The 15,849-nt window shown below is 65.8% G+C and carries 15 protein-coding genes; 4 read left to right on the forward strand and 11 right to left on the reverse strand.

All coding sequences use genetic code 11. The features are described from left to right. Positions 1–28 precede the first annotated feature (28 nt). On the reverse strand, positions 29–1,384 hold the full coding sequence (locus ACWDPV_RS04065) for an anaerobic C4-dicarboxylate transporter family protein (RefSeq protein ID WP_449741855.1): 1,356 nt from the start codon (positions 1,382–1,384) through the stop codon (positions 29–31). A gap of 160 nt (positions 1,385–1,544) precedes the next feature. Beyond that, a complete protein-coding gene (locus tag ACWDPV_RS04070) occupies positions 1,545–1,784 on the reverse strand; it encodes a hypothetical protein (RefSeq protein WP_449741856.1) in 240 nt (79 codons plus the stop codon). 283 nt (positions 1,785–2,067) lie between these two features. On the opposite strand from ACWDPV_RS04070, the gene ACWDPV_RS04075 reads away from it, so the two are divergent. Beyond that, the gene (locus ACWDPV_RS04075; protein WP_449741857.1) at positions 2,068–2,991 is read left to right on the forward strand and encodes an SGNH/GDSL hydrolase family protein; all 924 of its coding nucleotides are present in this window, start codon (positions 2,068–2,070) and stop codon (positions 2,989–2,991) included. A gap of 10 nt (positions 2,992–3,001) precedes the next feature. On the opposite strand, the gene ACWDPV_RS04080 is transcribed toward ACWDPV_RS04075, so the two are convergent. Together ACWDPV_RS04080 and ACWDPV_RS04085 are read right to left on the reverse strand one after the other, a co-directional pair. Next, positions 3,002–3,751 (reverse strand): SDR family oxidoreductase, encoded by a 750-nt coding sequence (locus ACWDPV_RS04080; protein WP_449741858.1) that lies wholly within the window; start codon positions 3,749–3,751, stop codon positions 3,002–3,004. Then, positions 3,748–5,139 carry an MFS transporter gene (locus tag ACWDPV_RS04085; RefSeq protein WP_449741859.1) on the reverse strand — a complete coding sequence of 464 codons (1,392 nt, stop codon included), beginning with the start codon at positions 5,137–5,139 and terminating at the stop codon, positions 3,748–3,750. Before ACWDPV_RS04085 ends, ACWDPV_RS04080 begins: the two co-directional genes overlap by 4 nt. A 78-nt stretch (positions 5,140–5,217) precedes the next feature. Here ACWDPV_RS04085 and ACWDPV_RS04090 point away from each other — a divergent pair, with 78 nt between their 5' ends. Further along, on the forward strand, positions 5,218–6,171 hold the full coding sequence (locus ACWDPV_RS04090; protein WP_449741905.1) for a LysR family transcriptional regulator: 954 nt from the start codon (positions 5,218–5,220) through the stop codon (positions 6,169–6,171). A gap of 88 nt (positions 6,172–6,259) precedes the next feature. Next, the gene (locus tag ACWDPV_RS04095; protein ID WP_449741860.1) at positions 6,260–6,811 is read left to right on the forward strand and encodes a dihydrofolate reductase family protein; all 552 of its coding nucleotides are present in this window, start codon (positions 6,260–6,262) and stop codon (positions 6,809–6,811) included. 9 nt (positions 6,812–6,820) lie between these two features. Here the strand turns inward: ACWDPV_RS04095 and ACWDPV_RS04100 are convergent, their stop codons facing one another. The 6 genes from ACWDPV_RS04100 to ACWDPV_RS04125 form a co-directional block, all read right to left on the reverse strand. Further along, a complete protein-coding gene (locus tag ACWDPV_RS04100; RefSeq protein ID WP_449741861.1) occupies positions 6,821–7,015 on the reverse strand; it encodes a zinc transporter Slc39a7 in 195 nt (64 codons plus the stop codon). A gap of 1 nt (position 7,016) precedes the next feature. Continuing rightward, positions 7,017–7,409, reverse strand: coding sequence for an ArsR/SmtB family transcription factor (locus tag ACWDPV_RS04105; protein ID WP_449741862.1), 393 nt, complete (start codon positions 7,407–7,409; stop codon positions 7,017–7,019). A 121-nt stretch (positions 7,410–7,530) separates the two neighbouring features. Beyond that, the gene (locus ACWDPV_RS04110; protein ID WP_449741906.1) at positions 7,531–8,757 is read right to left on the reverse strand and encodes an oxygenase MpaB family protein; all 1,227 of its coding nucleotides are present in this window, start codon (positions 8,755–8,757) and stop codon (positions 7,531–7,533) included. 142 nt (positions 8,758–8,899) lie between these two features. Beyond that, entirely contained in the window at positions 8,900–10,312 is a 1,413-nt protein-coding gene (locus ACWDPV_RS04115) for a M28 family peptidase (RefSeq protein WP_449741863.1), read from the reverse strand. Positions 10,313–10,671: 359 nt separating this feature from the next. Beyond that, on the reverse strand, positions 10,672–11,604 hold the full coding sequence (locus ACWDPV_RS04120) for an LLM class F420-dependent oxidoreductase (protein ID WP_449741864.1): 933 nt from the start codon (positions 11,602–11,604) through the stop codon (positions 10,672–10,674). A 10-nt stretch (positions 11,605–11,614) separates the two neighbouring features. Continuing rightward, on the reverse strand, positions 11,615–13,255 hold the full coding sequence (locus ACWDPV_RS04125; protein ID WP_449741865.1) for an MFS transporter: 1,641 nt from the start codon (positions 13,253–13,255) through the stop codon (positions 11,615–11,617). 185 nt (positions 13,256–13,440) lie between these two features. Between ACWDPV_RS04125 and ACWDPV_RS04130 the strand changes: the two genes are divergently transcribed. Beyond that, positions 13,441–14,421: a TIGR00341 family protein gene (locus ACWDPV_RS04130; RefSeq protein ID WP_449741907.1), complete on the forward strand. Its 981-nt coding sequence runs from the start codon at positions 13,441–13,443 to the stop codon at positions 14,419–14,421. Between the two features lie 26 nt (positions 14,422–14,447). Here the strand turns inward: ACWDPV_RS04130 and ACWDPV_RS04135 are convergent, their stop codons facing one another. Next, complete coding sequence (locus tag ACWDPV_RS04135) at positions 14,448–15,098, reverse strand: GAP family protein (RefSeq protein ID WP_449741866.1); 651 nt, start codon at positions 15,096–15,098, stop codon at positions 14,448–14,450. Positions 15,099–15,849: the final 751 nt, after the last annotated feature.

Here is a 15,849-nt window from a genome sequence, read left to right on the forward strand (position 1 = left end):
ACCGACTTCTCGCCGCCGGCCATCGGCTTCAGTAGACCAACAGCTGAAGTCCGAGTCCGACGGCCACCGAGAAGACCGCACACAGCAGCATCGGCACCAGGAACGAGCCGTTGACGAGGAATGACCCCTGCTTGGTCGAGCCGGTCTTGTCGGTGAGGATGCACGCCTGACCCAGACCACTCATCGACGCCAGCAGATTGTTGCCGACCGTCGCACCCAGCATGCCGGTCATCGGTCCCACCGACAGGCCGGCGGTCAACGCCGCCGGAATGAGGATGGCGACCGCCGCGGACTGGCTCTGGATCAGCGCGGTCAGCAGGAACAGGATGACCGCGAACAGGACGACGGACACACCGAGCGCGCTGTTGACGAATCGGACCACCTCGTCCATGTGATCGTTGAGGATCGTGCCGGCCAGCACCGGCACCGACACCAGCAGCAGCACGGCGACGAGGCCGGTACCGATGATCGGTTGATCCAGCACCGGTTGGGTTTTCACCTTGCAGATCACCATGATCAGACCGGCGACGGCAAACATGATGATCGGGATCAAAAAGGTCATCGACACGGTGTTCACCACGAGCGTTCCGTCGTCCCGGGACACCTCGTAGGTGGGCCGCAGGCTCTGGAAGAGTCCGAGCACCACTCCGATGACGACGCCGGCCAGGAAGATGTAGGCGCTCCACGCCGCGCGGGGCGGCAGCGGTTCGCGTTCGTCGTCATCGGTGCCGACATGCGGCGGTTCGACCTCCCCGTCGGCCAATCGTCGCTGATATTCCGGATCATCGTCAAGGTCCTTGCCGAGCCGGGACATGACCAGCGATGTCAGGATTGTCGCAATCAGGGTCGAGGGAATGGTGACGAGCAGGATCTTGCCGAGCGAGTTGCCCTCGTCCTCGGTCTGGGTCAGGAATACATAGGTCACCGCTGCCACTGGACTCGCCAACAATGCCATCTGACACACCGTGGTGGCCGTGGCCAGAATCCGTTCGGGCCGAATCTTCGCCGAATAGGAGACCTCGTACATGATCGGGATGAGCGCGAAGGTGATGTTTCCGGTACCGGACATGACGGTGAACAGCCACACCACCAGCGGTCCCACCACGGGAATCTGCTTGGGATGCTTGCGTAACGCCTTCTCCGCAACGCGCACAAGGTATTCCATACCGCCGGCCGCACTCATGGCGGCGCTGGCACAGATCACCGCCAGAATGACGAAGATCGCCGTCAGAGGCGGGGAGGCGGGCCGCAGGCGCATGAATTCGACGAGAATGAATACAGAGACGCCGGACATACCGACCAATGCCAGCGGCCCGTACTTCGCACCGACCGCCAGGGGAACGAGAAACAGCACGATTTGAGCGATGACATACAGCGAGTACACCGGTGACCCCCTTCGACGCCGCGTTGTGAGAATGCGATGACAGCGAGCGCAACCGTAGATCCGATGTCGGCGACGAGAACCCCCGAATTCGCATTCCGTCACGAACAGAAGCATTATCCGGCAGAGATGATCTGTCTGCACTTCTGGCGATCTTCTCGATTCACGATGGTTCGGACTCGGAAACGATCCGCGAACTCCCCCACCGGTGCAGTTCGGCGACCTCCGCGTCGGCGCGATCGGCGAAGCGGGCGGCGAGTCCATCGGCCTGCTTGTCGAGCAGGCGCGAGGAGAACACCGGACGTAGCCACCGGAACACACTTACCCAGGAGGGGACGTCGATGCGGCGGGCGCGTCCGGCGATGCCGTCGACGAAGGCCCGTGCACATTCGTCGACGTTCACCTCGTCCGAAACGGCGACGGGGCGGAGGCGAGCATCGGCACGAAGGATGGTATGTCCGCCTTGGCATCTCGGACCATCGGGGTGTCCACCCAGAGCAATGTCTGCGGCACTTGGCGGGCCGCGTAGCTCTTGTCGAACGCGATACCTCCCTCCGCCGGGGCGCTCGACGCACCACGTGGCATCACGCGGATAGCCCCCGATCACTCGGCAGCGGGGTCCTGCGCCACGAGTCCGGTGAGTCGTGTGCTGCGGCGGCCCGCCCGGATGTGGAAGCGACATCGCCGTGGGCAACGTATCTGTCCATGATCACGAGCATCGTGCGGACCCATCCTCGCCGGCGTGGCCGGCCGACACCCGGCGCACGGCGTGCCGGCATCGTGTCGGCGATCGTCGTCCTCATCGCCCTGAGCGCACCGTTGATCAGCACGCCGACCGCCGCCGCCTGCCGCCCGGGCTGAACTACGTCGCCCTCGGCGATTCGCGGGCCGCGGGGTCGCTGCCCGCCTTCGAGCCGGCGAACGGATGCTGGCAGAGTTCGGTGTCCTACCCGCGCGTCCTGGCCCGCAGCATCGCACCGCGCAGTTTCGTCGACCGCTCATGCGCCGGCGCGTGGGCGGCCAACATCACTCATCTCCCGGAGAACGGACCTTTCGGCCCGATCCCGCCGCAGATCCGGTGGGTTACCCGGTCCACGGATCTCGTCACCATCTCCATCGGCGGCAATGATCTGAACTGGGGCGCCATCGCCGGCCGGTGTACCACACAGGTGCCGGGTGGCGATGCCCGCTGCCGGACCAACGGGGCGCACCTGGCGGCCGCCGACCGATCACTGAATCACATGACGGCGGTGATGGATTCGGCGGTGCGGGCGGTGCGGGCCGCGGCGGCGCCGCACGCCCGGATCGTGATCGTCGGCCACGGTGGCGTCATCGGCACCCGCGGATGTTGGCCGTTCGTCCCGGCGTCGGATGCCGATGCCCGCTGGATGAACTCGTTCATGACGAAAGTCAATGCCGCCCAGGCACGGATCGCGCAACGGTATGACGCCGCGTTCATCGATGTGATGAGACGTTCGGTGGGTCACGACCCGTGCGCCGCGCAGCCGTGGTTCGAGGGGACGGTGCCGCGGTCGCTGGCAATATCGGGGCATCCGAACGAGATCGGTATGGCCAAGATCGCCGAGTGGATTCGCACGCAGGTGCGCTGACCGGCGGACCTCAGCTCGCGCTCCACCCGCCATCCATGGCGTAGGACGCGCCGGTCACCATGCCGGCATCCGCCGACGACAGCCAGCACACCAACGACGCCACATTCTCCGGCGTCGCCATGCGTTTGATCGCACTCTCGGTGAGCAGCACGTTCTCGACGACGTCGCTCTCGGAAATGCCGTGCACGCGAGCCTGATCGGCGATCTGTCTCTCGACGAGATCGGTGTGCACATAGCCCGGACTGACGCAGTTGCTGGTGACGCCGTGCGGCGCCCCCTCCAACGCCGCGACCTTCGACAACCCTTCGAGGGCATGCTTGGCCGAGACGTAGGCCGACTTGTAGGCCGACGCCCGCCGACCGTGCACCGACGAGATGTTGACGATGCGCCCGAAACCGTTGCGGTACATGGCCGGTAGCGCCGCCCGGATCAACAGGAACGGCACCTCCACCATCAGGGTGTGCATCCGGCGAAACGTGTCGGGGTCGAACTCCGCGATCGGTGCGACCGCCTGGACACCGGCGTTGTTGACCAGGATGTCGAGGTCGAGGTGCAGACTTTCGAGGTCGGCAGTGTCGAGGAGATCGGCACCCCAGGCCTGACCACCGATGTCGGTGGCGAGCTGTTTGGCGGCCACCTCGTCGAGATCGGCGACGGTCACGTCCGCGCCGCGGTCGGCCAGCGCACGCGCGCACGCCGCCCCGATTCCGTTGGCACCGCCGGTGATCAGGGCACGACGCCCGACGAGCTCCGCGCTCATGCCGTCACCTGCTCACGCCGCGAGCCGATTCCGAGGTTGTCGCGAGCGTCGGCGGCGTCGATGGATTCCAGTGTGATGCCCCGGGTTTCGCGGGCGAAGTACACCGCGATCAGGGTGAGCACGGCAGCCGCGGCCAGATAGATCGCGATGGGGACCGAGGAGTGGAAGCGGCTGAGCAGTGCCGCGGCGATGATCGGGGCCAGCGACCCGGCGACGATGGAGGTGACCTGATAGCCCAGGGACACACCGGAATACCGCATCCGCGTAGGGAACATCTCGGCCATGATCGCCGGCTGCCCGGCGTACATGAAGGCGTGGAAGACCAGGCCGATGATGATCGCCAGCATGATGACGGTGTTGTGACCGCTGTTCATCATGGGGAAGGCGAAGAAGCCCCACAGACCGGCCGTGACGGCACCGATCGCGTACACCGGCCGACGTCCCACCCGGTCGGAGAGCCTGCCCACCAACGGGATCACACCGAAGTGCACGGCGTGGGCAACGAGCATCCACCACAGGATGTGGGCGGTGTCGGCGTGCACGACGACCTTCAGGTAGGTGATGGAGAAGGTGACCACCAGGTAGTACATGATGTTCTCGGCGAAGCGCAGGCCCATGGCGGTGAACACACCCCGCGGGTAGAGCCGGATGACCTCGAGGACACTGAACGACGACGCCTTGGCCTCGTCGACCTCCTCTTGCGCCCGGACGAAGATCGGGGCGTCGGTGACCTTGGTCCGCACGTAGTAGCCGACGAGGACGATGACCGCCGACAGCCAGAAGGCCACGCGCCAACCCCAGCCGAGAAAGGCCTCGTCGCTGAGCACAGAGGTCAGGATCAGCAGCACGACGGTCGCGACGAGGTTGCCCATCGGCACGCCCGCCTGCGGCCAGGAGGCCCAGAAACCCCGTCGACGACTGGGGCTGTGTTCGGCGACCAGCAAGACCGCGCCGCCCCACTCGCCGCCGACCGCGAATCCCTGGACGAACCGCAACGCCACCAGCAGTGCGGGCGCCAGGTATCCGATGGCGGCGTAGGTCGGCAGGCAGCCCATCAGGAACGTCGACGCACCGACGAGGATCAGGCTGAGCTGCAGCAACTTCTTTCGGCCGAACTTGTCGCCGTAGTGACCGAACACCACTCCCCCGAGTGGTCGGGCGAGGAAGCCGACGGCGTAGGTGACGAAGGCGGCGATGATCGCGTCGAGTTCGTTGCCGCCGGTCGGGAAGAACACCTTGCTGAACACCAGCGTGGCGGCGGTGCCGTACAGGAAGAACTCGTACCACTCGACGATGGTGCCGGCCATGGATGCGGCGACCACACGTCGCAGGCCCGATGGGCGATACGTCTCCGGCTCACCGATCCCCGGACTCGAGACGTTTGACATTGCCACTCCTCTCAGAACACCGCCATTGTGATGGCGCTCACGTTCGCTCGAGTATTGGTGCTCATCGATGCGCATTCAATGGACGTCTCGTCGCATCACATCTGCAAGGATGCAGATATGCGTTGGGACAAGGTCAGCTCCGAGGATCTCCGCATCCTGCTGGCGGTCGGCCGGACCGGGCGTTTCACCACCGCCGCCGACGTGACCGGGCTCAATCACACGACGGTCTCGCGCCGAATCGAACAGCTGGAGAAGGCGCTGGCCGGCCGGGTGCTCGCCCGCGGAACCGGCGGATGGGAACTGACCGACCTGGGCCGACGTGCCTTCGTCGCGGCCGAACGCATCGAGGCCGCGCTGCATGATCTCGACGACACCGGCGAGGGTGAGCCCGCACTGCACGGCGTGGTCCGACTGTCGGCGACCGACGGCTTCTCGGCGCTGCTCGCCGCACCCGCGGCCGTCGACGTGCGCTCCCGAAATCCGGGCGTCAGCGTCGAGATCGTGACGGCCACACGAGTCGCCTCGCACACGCGCACCGGTCTCGACATCGAGATCGTGGTCGGCGAGCCGCATGTCCACCGTGCCGAGGCGCTGCGGCTGGCCGATTACCGCCTCGGGCTGTACGCGTCGCGGCGGTACGCGGCCGACCACGTCATGCCGGAGAGCCCGAAGGAGCTCACCGCACACCCGCTCGTGTACTTCGTCGACTCGATGCTCGCCGTCGACGACCTCGACCTTGCGCGAACCCTGGTACCGCAGATGGCCGAGGGGGTCACGTCGACGAATGTCTTCGTCCACGTGGAGGCCACGCGTGCGCACGCGGGTATCGGACTGTTGCCCTGCTATCTGGCCGATCGTCACGACGATCTGATCCGCATCCTGCCCGAGGTGAACGCGCAACTCACCTATTGGCTGGTCGCCCGCGCGGAATCCTTCCGGCGCCCCGCTGTCGCCGCGGTGATCGAGGCCATCCGCCGGGTCGTCGACCACCACAGACCCGCCCTGCTGGGTGCGGCGTCACCCCGGGAGTAGCCGGGCGATTTCGTCGGTGAGCGATGATTTCTCGCCGCGCACGTGGTCTACCGCCATGTCGGGTCCACCACGACCATCAGGAGGAGAAATGCGCAAACTCGTTGTCACACAGAACATCACTCTCGACGGGTCGATCGAGATGCTCACCACGTGGTTCGATCCCACCGATCAGACGCCCGACCTGCTGGACGAGATTCATCGCCAGGACGCACAAGCCGATGCACTTCTCTTGGGGCGTAAGACCTTCGAGAATCTCCGCGGGTATTGGCCGCGGCAGGATGATGACGCCACCGGAGTCACCGACTATCTCAACACCGTCGAGAAGTACGTCGTGTCGTCGACCCTGACCGACCCGCGGTGGCAGAACACCTCGATCCTTCCCGGAATCGATACCATCGCAGAGGTTCTCGCGTTGAAGGAACTCCCCGGCAAGGACATCGTCGTCACCGGCAGCATCTCACTCACCCATGCCCTGATCGGCGCCGGCCTGGTGGACGAGTACCGACTGTTCGCCTATCCGGCGGTGCAGGGCCGGGGCCGGCGACTGTTTCCCGACGGCACCGACGCCCCGGCCCTCCACCTCGACGAGTGCACGTCGTTCAGCAATGGTGTTGCGTTACTGAGGTATTCGACGAGCTGAGGCGCAGTTTCAGCCGTGCGAGTGTGCGTGTTCGGTGGTCAGCCCCGCCTGATGCACGTGGTAGTGGGTGTGCTCGACACCGTCGTGCGTGTGGGTGTGGGCGTGCTCCACATGATCATGGGAGTGCGTGGTGTGCGCGTGGACGTGCGCGCCACCGTCGTGGGAATGCTCGTGGGTGTGCACTTCGGGAGTGGGTTCGGACATGTCACTTCTCCTGTCTGTGTTCGTGTTCCGGAATTCGACTCACGTCTTCGTGCAGATGATGGCGGGGTATCCCGGGACCGGCGTGTTCGGCGTTGAACACGGCGTCGGCCACCAGCTGGCGAACGTGATCGTTCTCCAGCGAGTAGATGACCTGCGTCCCCTCACGACGGGTACGCACGAGGCGCGCCATCCGCAGTTTCGCGAGGTGCTGACTCACCGACGGCGCCGGCTTGCCGACCATCTCAGCCAACTGATTCACCGAGCGCTCGCCACGACACAGCGTCCACAGAACCTGAACGCGGGTGGAATCGGCGAGCATGCGGAACACCTCGACGACCAGGGCGACCTGATCATCGGGAAGTACAGCATCCGGTGAATCACTATCTGCATTCATACGCAGATAATGTAGCTCAGGTCGGGCTGGTGCGCCAGGCTCGCTTCGTTGACAGCGCTCTGATCTTGGTTGACAGCGCCCTCCCCCACGCTGACAGCGCCCTTCCCCACGCCGACAGCGCTCAGCGACGCAACTCCGACGGTGCCGCGAACTCCGCCGGACGGTCCGACTGCCAGGAGTGCCAGCGCTCCCAGTTGGCCACCGACCACCGTTGCAGACGCTCGTCGACGCCCGGGATCACCCGCCGCAGCACTTCGCCGACGAGGCGTGGCGGCACCTGCGCGAGCAGGATCGCGACGCCGATCCAGCCGGCCGGGAGATCGAAGCGACGACGATTCTGCGGGAGCATGAACAACCGGGCGTACCCGGACTGGGCCTGCAGGTGATACCAGGCGCGCAGTCGGTCGCGGCGGCTCATGTCGGGCCGCGGCGCAAATCCGGGCACGAATGACTCGACGAGTTCGGCTCCGGCAGAACCGGAGTCGTAGGATCGGGTGGCGTCGAAGAGGTACAGCAGGCGCAGGCCGTCGGAGATGGTCTGCGGGTAGATGTCGTCGACGCGGACGCCGAGCAGGTGGCCGAGGTAGCGGTTGAACATCAGCGACGCCTCGAGTTCGGCCCTGGACGTGATGTACCCCAGGCCGTACAGCCCCATCGCCGGTCCGACGCTGCCGCCGAGAAGCGTCAGCAGCATCTCGCTCTGGCTGATCGGCAGGCCCCATTTCTCGTCATCCCACTCGTCGTGACGACGCACGCCGGCACGCACCGACACATGCATGACGCGCACCCGCATCGTCGTCGCGCGCCCGAGGCTTCCGGGACGCAGAATCGCCCCCGGCCTCGACACCTCGATCCACCACCGGCTCGTCTCGAGATAGCGATGAAGGGCTCGTTCACCCGCGTACCCACCGGCGAGTGAGAGGGGCACGGCCAGCGACCCCTCGGTGTAGGTGTCCATGGTGCCGGCGTTGCCGACCCCGCCCAGCGCGTACGCCCAGCGTCGCCACACCGCAGCGCCCGCTTCGATCGTCGCGGGATCGGCCCACTCGGGAAGCGTGTCGAACTCGGCAAACAGATCCCGCATCGATTGCGGGGCGTCGTCGAGAGCATCAATGCCCTGGTCGAGGGCCCGATCGAGGAGTTCACGACTCGCCCGCGGGCCGAGATCACCGTGATAGGTCTCGGCGACGAACCGCTCCGCGGTCGGATCGCCGGCGCTGAGCAGTTCGCCGTAGCGCCGCGCGATCCGGTCATCGGGGAGCAGGTCGACCCCGGTCAGCTTCAGCACGCGGTCACGCAGGCGCAGATGCCCCGAGTCATCCAACGGCCAGCGGTAGGCGGTGGGCAGCGCCGCCGCCTCGACCGTGCCGCCCGACGCCGGGTCGGGCGTGGCACTCCCACCACCAATTGAGATCAATTCGCGATTTCGTCTCACCCGGCGAGGGTAACCCACTGCCGGCAGCAGGCAACATCCCGACGAGATTCGGGGATCAGCTGATCGCGAAGTACCCCGCGGCGTAGGCCACGGCCGGCGCCATGTTGCCGAGCACCTTCTGGTTGACGTTGGCGTAGGTGTCCTGCGCCGTGTGGTAGTTCTGGTCGAAGATCTCACCGGCGGTGCCACCCCATTTTGCCGCCTGTGCAGGGGTTTTCACCTTGTCGGCACCGGAATCGATTCCCCCGGAGGCGATACCGGACTGCGCGAAGGCGTCGTAGTCGGAGCGGCCGTCGAATCCCGACACCTCGGGTTGCACTCCTCTGCCGGTGAGGAATCTGGTGAACACGGCCTCGATCGCGCCGGAACCGGCCGGGCCCGGATACGAGTCCGGCAGCTTCGACGAGCCGTCCCCGTCGGAGACGAAGTATCCGCCGTTATGCGAACCGAGCATGTCGAAGTTCAGGTAGCGCTTGATCTTTGCCCGCTGGCTCGCCGGCAGCGACGTGACGTAGTGCGTCGACCCGATGAGCCCCTCCTCTTCGGCTCCCCAGAAGGCGAAACGCACCTTGTTCTTCACCGGCGCGACCGCGGTCATGGTGATCGCGGTCTGCAGCACACTCGCCGATCCCGAACCGTTGTCGTTGATCCCCGGGCCTTCCGGGACACTGTCGAGGTGAGCTCCCAGCATGACCACCGAATCCGATGATCCGAAATCTGTTTCGGCCATCAGGTTCCACGACTTCACACGTGTGGTCGAGGCGTCGACGGCGAGGGTCAGCGATCCGGCCTGGCGGACCTGCGAACCCTGCGCACGCGCGACACCGAGGACCGGGATCGGGTCGCCGGCATCCTCGCCGAGCGTGCCCTGAATCGGGCCGTCCTCATTGTTGACGATGACGAGGGCCTTGGCGCCGGCTTTCTTGGCGTTGTCGGCCTTGTCGCCGAACGCGCACACTCCCCGTTCGACGACGACGACGGAACCGCGGGCCGCCGCACCGAAGTCGGAGGCCTCGCATCCCGGCGTGGCATCCGATGGCGGCACCTCGGTGACCGGTGCGGTCACCGAGGGTGTGGCACCGGAGTAGGCGAGCACCTCCGATTCGATCGCCGTGCCGCCGGCGCTCAGCGCATGGCTGCGCTCCTCGAACTGTGTGGCGGTGAATTCCTGACGCGTCGGCATGTAACCGGCCGCGCGCAGTTTGCCTTCCACATAGTCGAGGCTCTGTAGGTAGCCGGTGGTGCCGAGGGAACGATTGCCCCCGTTGCGCGCCGCGATCGCCTGCAGTGCGCGCAGATGAGCCGACACGTTGGTTGCGGTGACTCCGCCCGCGATGAGATTCCCGTAGCGATCGGCGATCGGATCCGACGCCGACGCGGGTGCCCCGCCGGTGATCGTCGCGACTGCGACCGACGTCGCCACGCATGCGGTGACCAGTGATCGGCGTAAGAATCGTCGTGCGCTCACGGTAGCTCCCCGTCTGCAGCTATCAGGACATCTGACACCGGGAGAACTCCGTGCGGGGTTCTGCCGGTTTCACGACACTTGTCGGCGTTTGAGCACGCTACCGCACCACGGTCTTCATGTCGTGGGGTTGGCTCATCGATGTCGATCGGGGGATTCATACATGTGCCCGACGTACCGAATCACCGCACTCCTGGGCGCCGGCCGCGATGCCCACAAACGTCCCTGTCAGGCGTTCTCACCGGAAATGCGCAGCGAGAGTGTGCGACGGAGACGTTTGTGGTCACGAAGGCAGTCGACCCTGCCGGCGTCGCCGCACCGGCGTCCGAGACACAGCGAGACAGTCACTGCGCTACGGAGAATCAACCAAACTGTGGCACAACCTCTTTGGCAACGAGATTCAGATGATCGAGGTCGGCGAGGTCGAGCACCTGAAGGTAGACGCGGCTCGCGCCGACGGCCCGATACTTCTCGATGGTCTCGACCACCTCCGCCGGGGTGCCGGCCGCACCATTGGCGCGCAGTTCGTCGACGTCACGACCGATTGCATGTGCTCGTCGGACGATCTCGTTTTCGGTCGCGCCGCAGCACAAGACCAGCGCCACCGAGAAGGTCATCGCCGATGGGTCGCGGCCGGCGTCGACGCACGCCGACCGGACCCGGTCATACTGCGTGGACACCGCGTCGAGCGGTTGAAAGGGGATGTTGAACTCGTCGGCGAATCGTGCAGCCAGTGCCGGGGTGCGCTTGGGGCCCATACCGCCGACGATGATCGGCGGACGAGGCGACTGCACCGGTTTGGGCAGCGCCGGTGAATCTTTCACCGTGAAGTGCCTGCCGTCGTGGTCGAATCGATCACCCACGGGGGTCTGCCAGAGTCCGGTGATGATCTCCAGGGACTCCCCGAGCCGCTCGAAGCGTTCCCCCAGCGACGGGAACGGAATCCCGTACGCCAGGTGTTCCTGTTCGAACCATCCGGCTCCGAGACCCAATTCCACACGGCCACCGCTCATCTGGTCGACCTGGGCGACCGAGATCGCCAACGGCCCGGGGTATCGGAAGGTGGCCGAGGTGACCAGCGTCCCCAGCCGGATGCGTGCGGTCTCACGGGCGAGTCCGGCCAGCGTCGTCCACGCATCGGTCGGGCCCGGCAGTCCGTCACCGTCGCCCATCGCGAGATAGTGATCGGAGCGGAAGAAGGCGTCGAAACCGAGGTCTTCGGTCGCCTTCGCGACGGCGAGGAGCTGATCGTAGGAGGCGCCCTGCTGGGGCTCGGTGAAGATTCGGAAGTCCACCTCATCCAACCTACGCGGGCGCGGGACGCGCCCCCGTCGCGGCGTCGTCGGTGGCTCCCAATTCGACACCGGGGATGCGCGGCAATCGCTGGGCGATCAGCAGACCCAGGACCGCGAAGGCGATCGCCAGCAACAGCGACGCCTTGATCGCCATGATCTGCGCGTCGACGTAGGCCTGGGCCAGCGACGACACCTCGCCCGCCGGAATTCCGTTGGCGACCGCGATCCCGTCGAGCTGATCGCGGGCCACGATCTCGACGCCGTCCTCGGTGGCCTCGGCGATCACCGCCTTGGTCTGCGCCGAGATGTCCGGGTCGGTTTGCGCCGCGTCGTTGAATCCCGCGGACAGAGCGCCGATGAGGATCGCTCCGATCATCGCGACACCGATCGACATGCCGATGTTCTGTGCGGTGCCCTGCAGTCCACCGGCCTCGCCGCGGTCCCGATCTCCGACCGACGACATGATGACGTTGCCCAGTTGCGAGGCGACGAGACCGAATCCCGCTCCGAAGACCGCCATTCCGACACCGAACATCGCGTCCCGCAGCTCCGGGTCGATGGTGGAGACGAGGATCAGCGCACCGGCGATCACCAACACCAACCCGGACGACACGATCAGGCGCGGAGACATCTTGCGTGCCAGCACGGGTCCGGTGAAGGCGGCGATGAGCATCGCGACCGACATCGGCGCGAGCTTGATCCCGGTCTCGAAGGCGTTCTTCAGCAGCACGTACTGCAGATAGATGGGGATGACGAAGAAGACACCGCCGATCACCGTCTGCTGCGCGATGAGCATCACCAGTCCATTGCGCAACTGCAGGCCGCGCAACAGCTTCGGATGCATCAGCGGCGTCTTGCCCGAGGCCACCACCCGGTTCTCCCACCAGAGGAATCCGACGAGCACCACGATTCCCGCGCCGATCATGAACGGCACCACCGAGAATCCGAACGGCGTGATCTCGGTGCCGGCGATCGTCAGCGCCCCCGACGGCCGGATCAGTCCCCAGGTACCCGCCTTGAGCAGACCGAGCACCACCAGACCGAGGCCCAGGGACGAAAGAATCGTTCCACCCCAATCGATCTGGCGTGAACTGGAGACCTTGGAATCGGCGATGAGCTTCAGGCAGGCGACGACGGCGATACACACCACGGTTTCGGCCGCGAAGACGACTCGCCACGTCAGGGCCTCGGTCACCCACCCACCGATCAGCGGGCCGGCCGCGGCACCGGCGGCCGCGATCCCACCGAGTGCCCCGTAGGCGGTGGCACGGTCCTTGCCGGTGTAGTTGGTGGCGGTCAGCGAGATGATCGCCGGCATCACCAGCACCGCGCCGGCACCCTCGACGAACGACCAGCCGAACAGCAACCAGCCGATCGAGGGACTGAATGCGGTGATCAGCGATCCGGCGCCATAGACCAACAGCCCGATCCCGAAGATCCTCTTGCGTCCGAAGATGTCACCGAGACGCCCACCGAACAGCATGAACGATCCCATCACCAGCGTGTACAGCGTGATGGCGAGTTGCACCTGGGTGATGGTGGTGTCGAGGTCCTCGACGACGTCGGCCACCGACACGTTCATCACGGTGGTGTCGAGCACCATGATGAACTGTGCAGCGCACAGGATGATCAGCACCAGCCAGCGTTTCACCGGTCACACGCTAGTGCCGACGGGTTCGGTCGGCGTCATACGCAACGAATGATTACCGGCCGATCGAGCGGCCGCAGCCTCGGCCGATGCGGCCGCGAGCCCCGGCACTGCGGGCTATGTTGAGCAGGCGAGTGCGGTGATCCGCGTCGGATCGCCGCAGTGACGAACAGGGGCTCGACACCGTGATCGACAAGCTCATCCCCACCCAGCAACGTCGAACCGTCGATGAGCTCGTCGACCGTCTCGACCTGACTTCCGGCGACCGCCCGGCCAAACAGTCGGCGTTCTGGATCATGTTGACGCTCTCGGGAATCATCGCGGTGTCCGGCGTGATCGGCGACAGCACCGCGACCGTGATCGGAGCGATGATCGTCGCACCGTTGTCGACGCCGATCCTCGGGATCGGTCTGGGCATCGTCACCGCCCGTGGGCGGCTGGTCCTGTCGAGTGTCGGATATGTCCTCGCCGGCGTCGTCCTGGTGGTCATCCTCGGCGCGGTGTTCGCCCAACTGTTGCCCAATCCCATCAACGTGTTGACCAACTCGCAGGTCACCGGCCGGACATCACCGACGCTGGCAGATCTCCTGGCCGCCCTGGCCACCGGGCTCGTCGGTGCCGTGGCCATCACCCGGCGCGATGTCGGCGACGTGCTGCCCGGGGTGGCGATCGCGATCAGCCTGGTGCCGCCACTCGGCGTGGTCGGCGTCTGCCTCGGGTCCGGTGCGCCCTCGTTGGCGCTGGGCGCGTTCATCCTGTTCGCCTCCAACGTGGTGGCGATGGTCATCACCAGCGTGCTGGTGTTCACCCTCGCCGGAGTCGGACGGGAAGCGGCCGTTGCGGCGGGCGCGGTACATCGCCGTGCGCGCGCCTACATCGTGCTGTTGGTCGCCTTTGTGGTCGTTGCGGTACCGATGGTGGTCAACTCGCTGACGTCGCTGTGGGCCAAGCAGGTGGCGACGGCCACCGAGGACTGGTTGGACGCCGGTGGCGTCACGTCGGCGGATGTGACCAGCGTCGGTTGGAGCGGACATACCGTCACCATCAATGTGCTTGCCCCGCAAGATCTCCCACCGATCGGATCGTTGAAGTCCACCGTCGAGGACCTGGTCCCGTGGAGCCCGGAGGTCGTCGTCGTCCATACCACCGGGAGTCGGGAATCCGGCTGAGCCGGATCGCCGAGTCAGCCTTCGCCTCAGGCGAGTTCGGCGATGCCATTGCCGATCAGAACCACGCCGATGATCAGGATCAGCGTCGCCAGGACCGCTGCGGCGTTGTTCTCCAGCCACTTCTCGACGTGGCGCAGGAGGCCGCTGATGGATTCGGTGAAGATCTGATACGCGATCACCGGGATCACCACCGACGAGGATGCGATCGCGGCGAAGATCGCAATCGCCGCAGCCGTGGACCCGGCCGGCACTTCCGCCCCACCTACGAGAACACCGGCGGCAATGCACAACAGCAGATTCTTCGGATTCACCGCTGCGAGGCCCAATCCCAGTGCGGCCGCCGACGGCGGTCGCATTCCGTCCACGGCCGACAGCCACGCCGGAACCCCTTCGGATGTCCTGCGGCGCAACCACTGACGCACACCCTCGCCGAACAGTGCGACACCGAGGACCACCTGGATCCACGCAATGGCGGTGGCGCCGGCCCGGGCGACCTCCCCGACGACGACGAACACGCTCGTCGCCGCAACGATGCCCACCACCCAGCCGAAGGCAAACCCGATACTCGTGGTGCGCGCGTGCCGACCGAGCAGCATGAGGATCACCCCGATGATCGGCACCGGCGACACAGCGACCGCCACTGCCAACGGCAGCACACTGCCGATCACCTCGCCCATGCACACCACTCCTCGGTCACTCTCGGGACAGGGTCAACCATATGGCGGCTTTCGGCAACACCGAAACCACGAAGACCGAAATGACGGGCAGGTGCGAGCCACCGAGCATCGTCTGACCAGACGACGCCAGTGCGCCGCGGAATCGCGGCGCACTGACAGCCCACTGGATCCATTGACAGCGCTCGCCTACTCACTGACAGCGCTCTAGTCCTCACTGACGGCGCTCTGCATTCCGCTGACAGCGCTCTCCGCCGCACTGACAGCGCCCTGTATTCCGTTGACAGCGCTGAGATTACGGCCAAGACAGCCCCTTCCCGCCGATCGAGCCGACCTCATCCCGCCGGTCGAGCCCGGTCGAGCCGACCCGGAGCGATAGCCGCCGCGTTGAGCTCCGTCGAAACGGAGTCCGTGTCGAGACCTCGCAACATGACACTGGAACCGACACCGCCACAGCATCTCCCGAGAAAGCGACGCCCCATACCACACCCCACCGACAAAAAACATCGCCGACAACAAGTTATCCACAGACCAAACGTTATGCACAGCAACAGGATTCACGAAACTGACCCTTGCGCCGACCGCCAACGAGGCGTACTGTGGTGTACATGACATCGGGGGAACTTGACATCACCATCGACTTGTTGTCGGTACTCGATTTCACCACCGGCGGCCTCACCCACGAGGACGCAAAGAGTGCGCTGCACGCCATCGTGGTGATCCGCAACCTCGTCGATCACCACGCGAGTGTGCT

The sequence above is a fragment of the Gordonia sp. NPDC003504 genome (assembly GCF_053587995.1).

Excerpts from the sequence above, each read along its gene's own strand:
- ACWDPV_RS04080 (WP_449741858.1), bottom strand. The coding sequence starts at position 3,751 with ATGAGCGCGGAGCTCGTCGGGCGTCGTGCCCTGATCACCGGCGGTGCC.
- ACWDPV_RS04085 (WP_449741859.1), bottom strand. The coding sequence starts at position 5,139 with ATGTCAAACGTCTCGAGTCCGGGGATCGGTGAGCCGGAGACGTATCGC.
- ACWDPV_RS04090 (WP_449741905.1), top strand. The coding sequence starts at position 5,218 with ATGGACGTCTCGTCGCATCACATCTGCAAGGATGCAGATATGCGTTGG.
- ACWDPV_RS04095 (WP_449741860.1), top strand. The coding sequence starts at position 6,260 with ATGCGCAAACTCGTTGTCACACAGAACATCACTCTCGACGGGTCGATC.
- ACWDPV_RS04100 (WP_449741861.1), bottom strand. The coding sequence starts at position 7,015 with ATGTCCGAACCCACTCCCGAAGTGCACACCCACGAGCATTCCCACGAC.
- ACWDPV_RS04105 (WP_449741862.1), bottom strand. The coding sequence starts at position 7,409 with ATGAATGCAGATAGTGATTCACCGGATGCTGTACTTCCCGATGATCAG.
- ACWDPV_RS04135 (WP_449741866.1), bottom strand. The coding sequence starts at position 15,098 with ATGGGCGAGGTGATCGGCAGTGTGCTGCCGTTGGCAGTGGCGGTCGCT.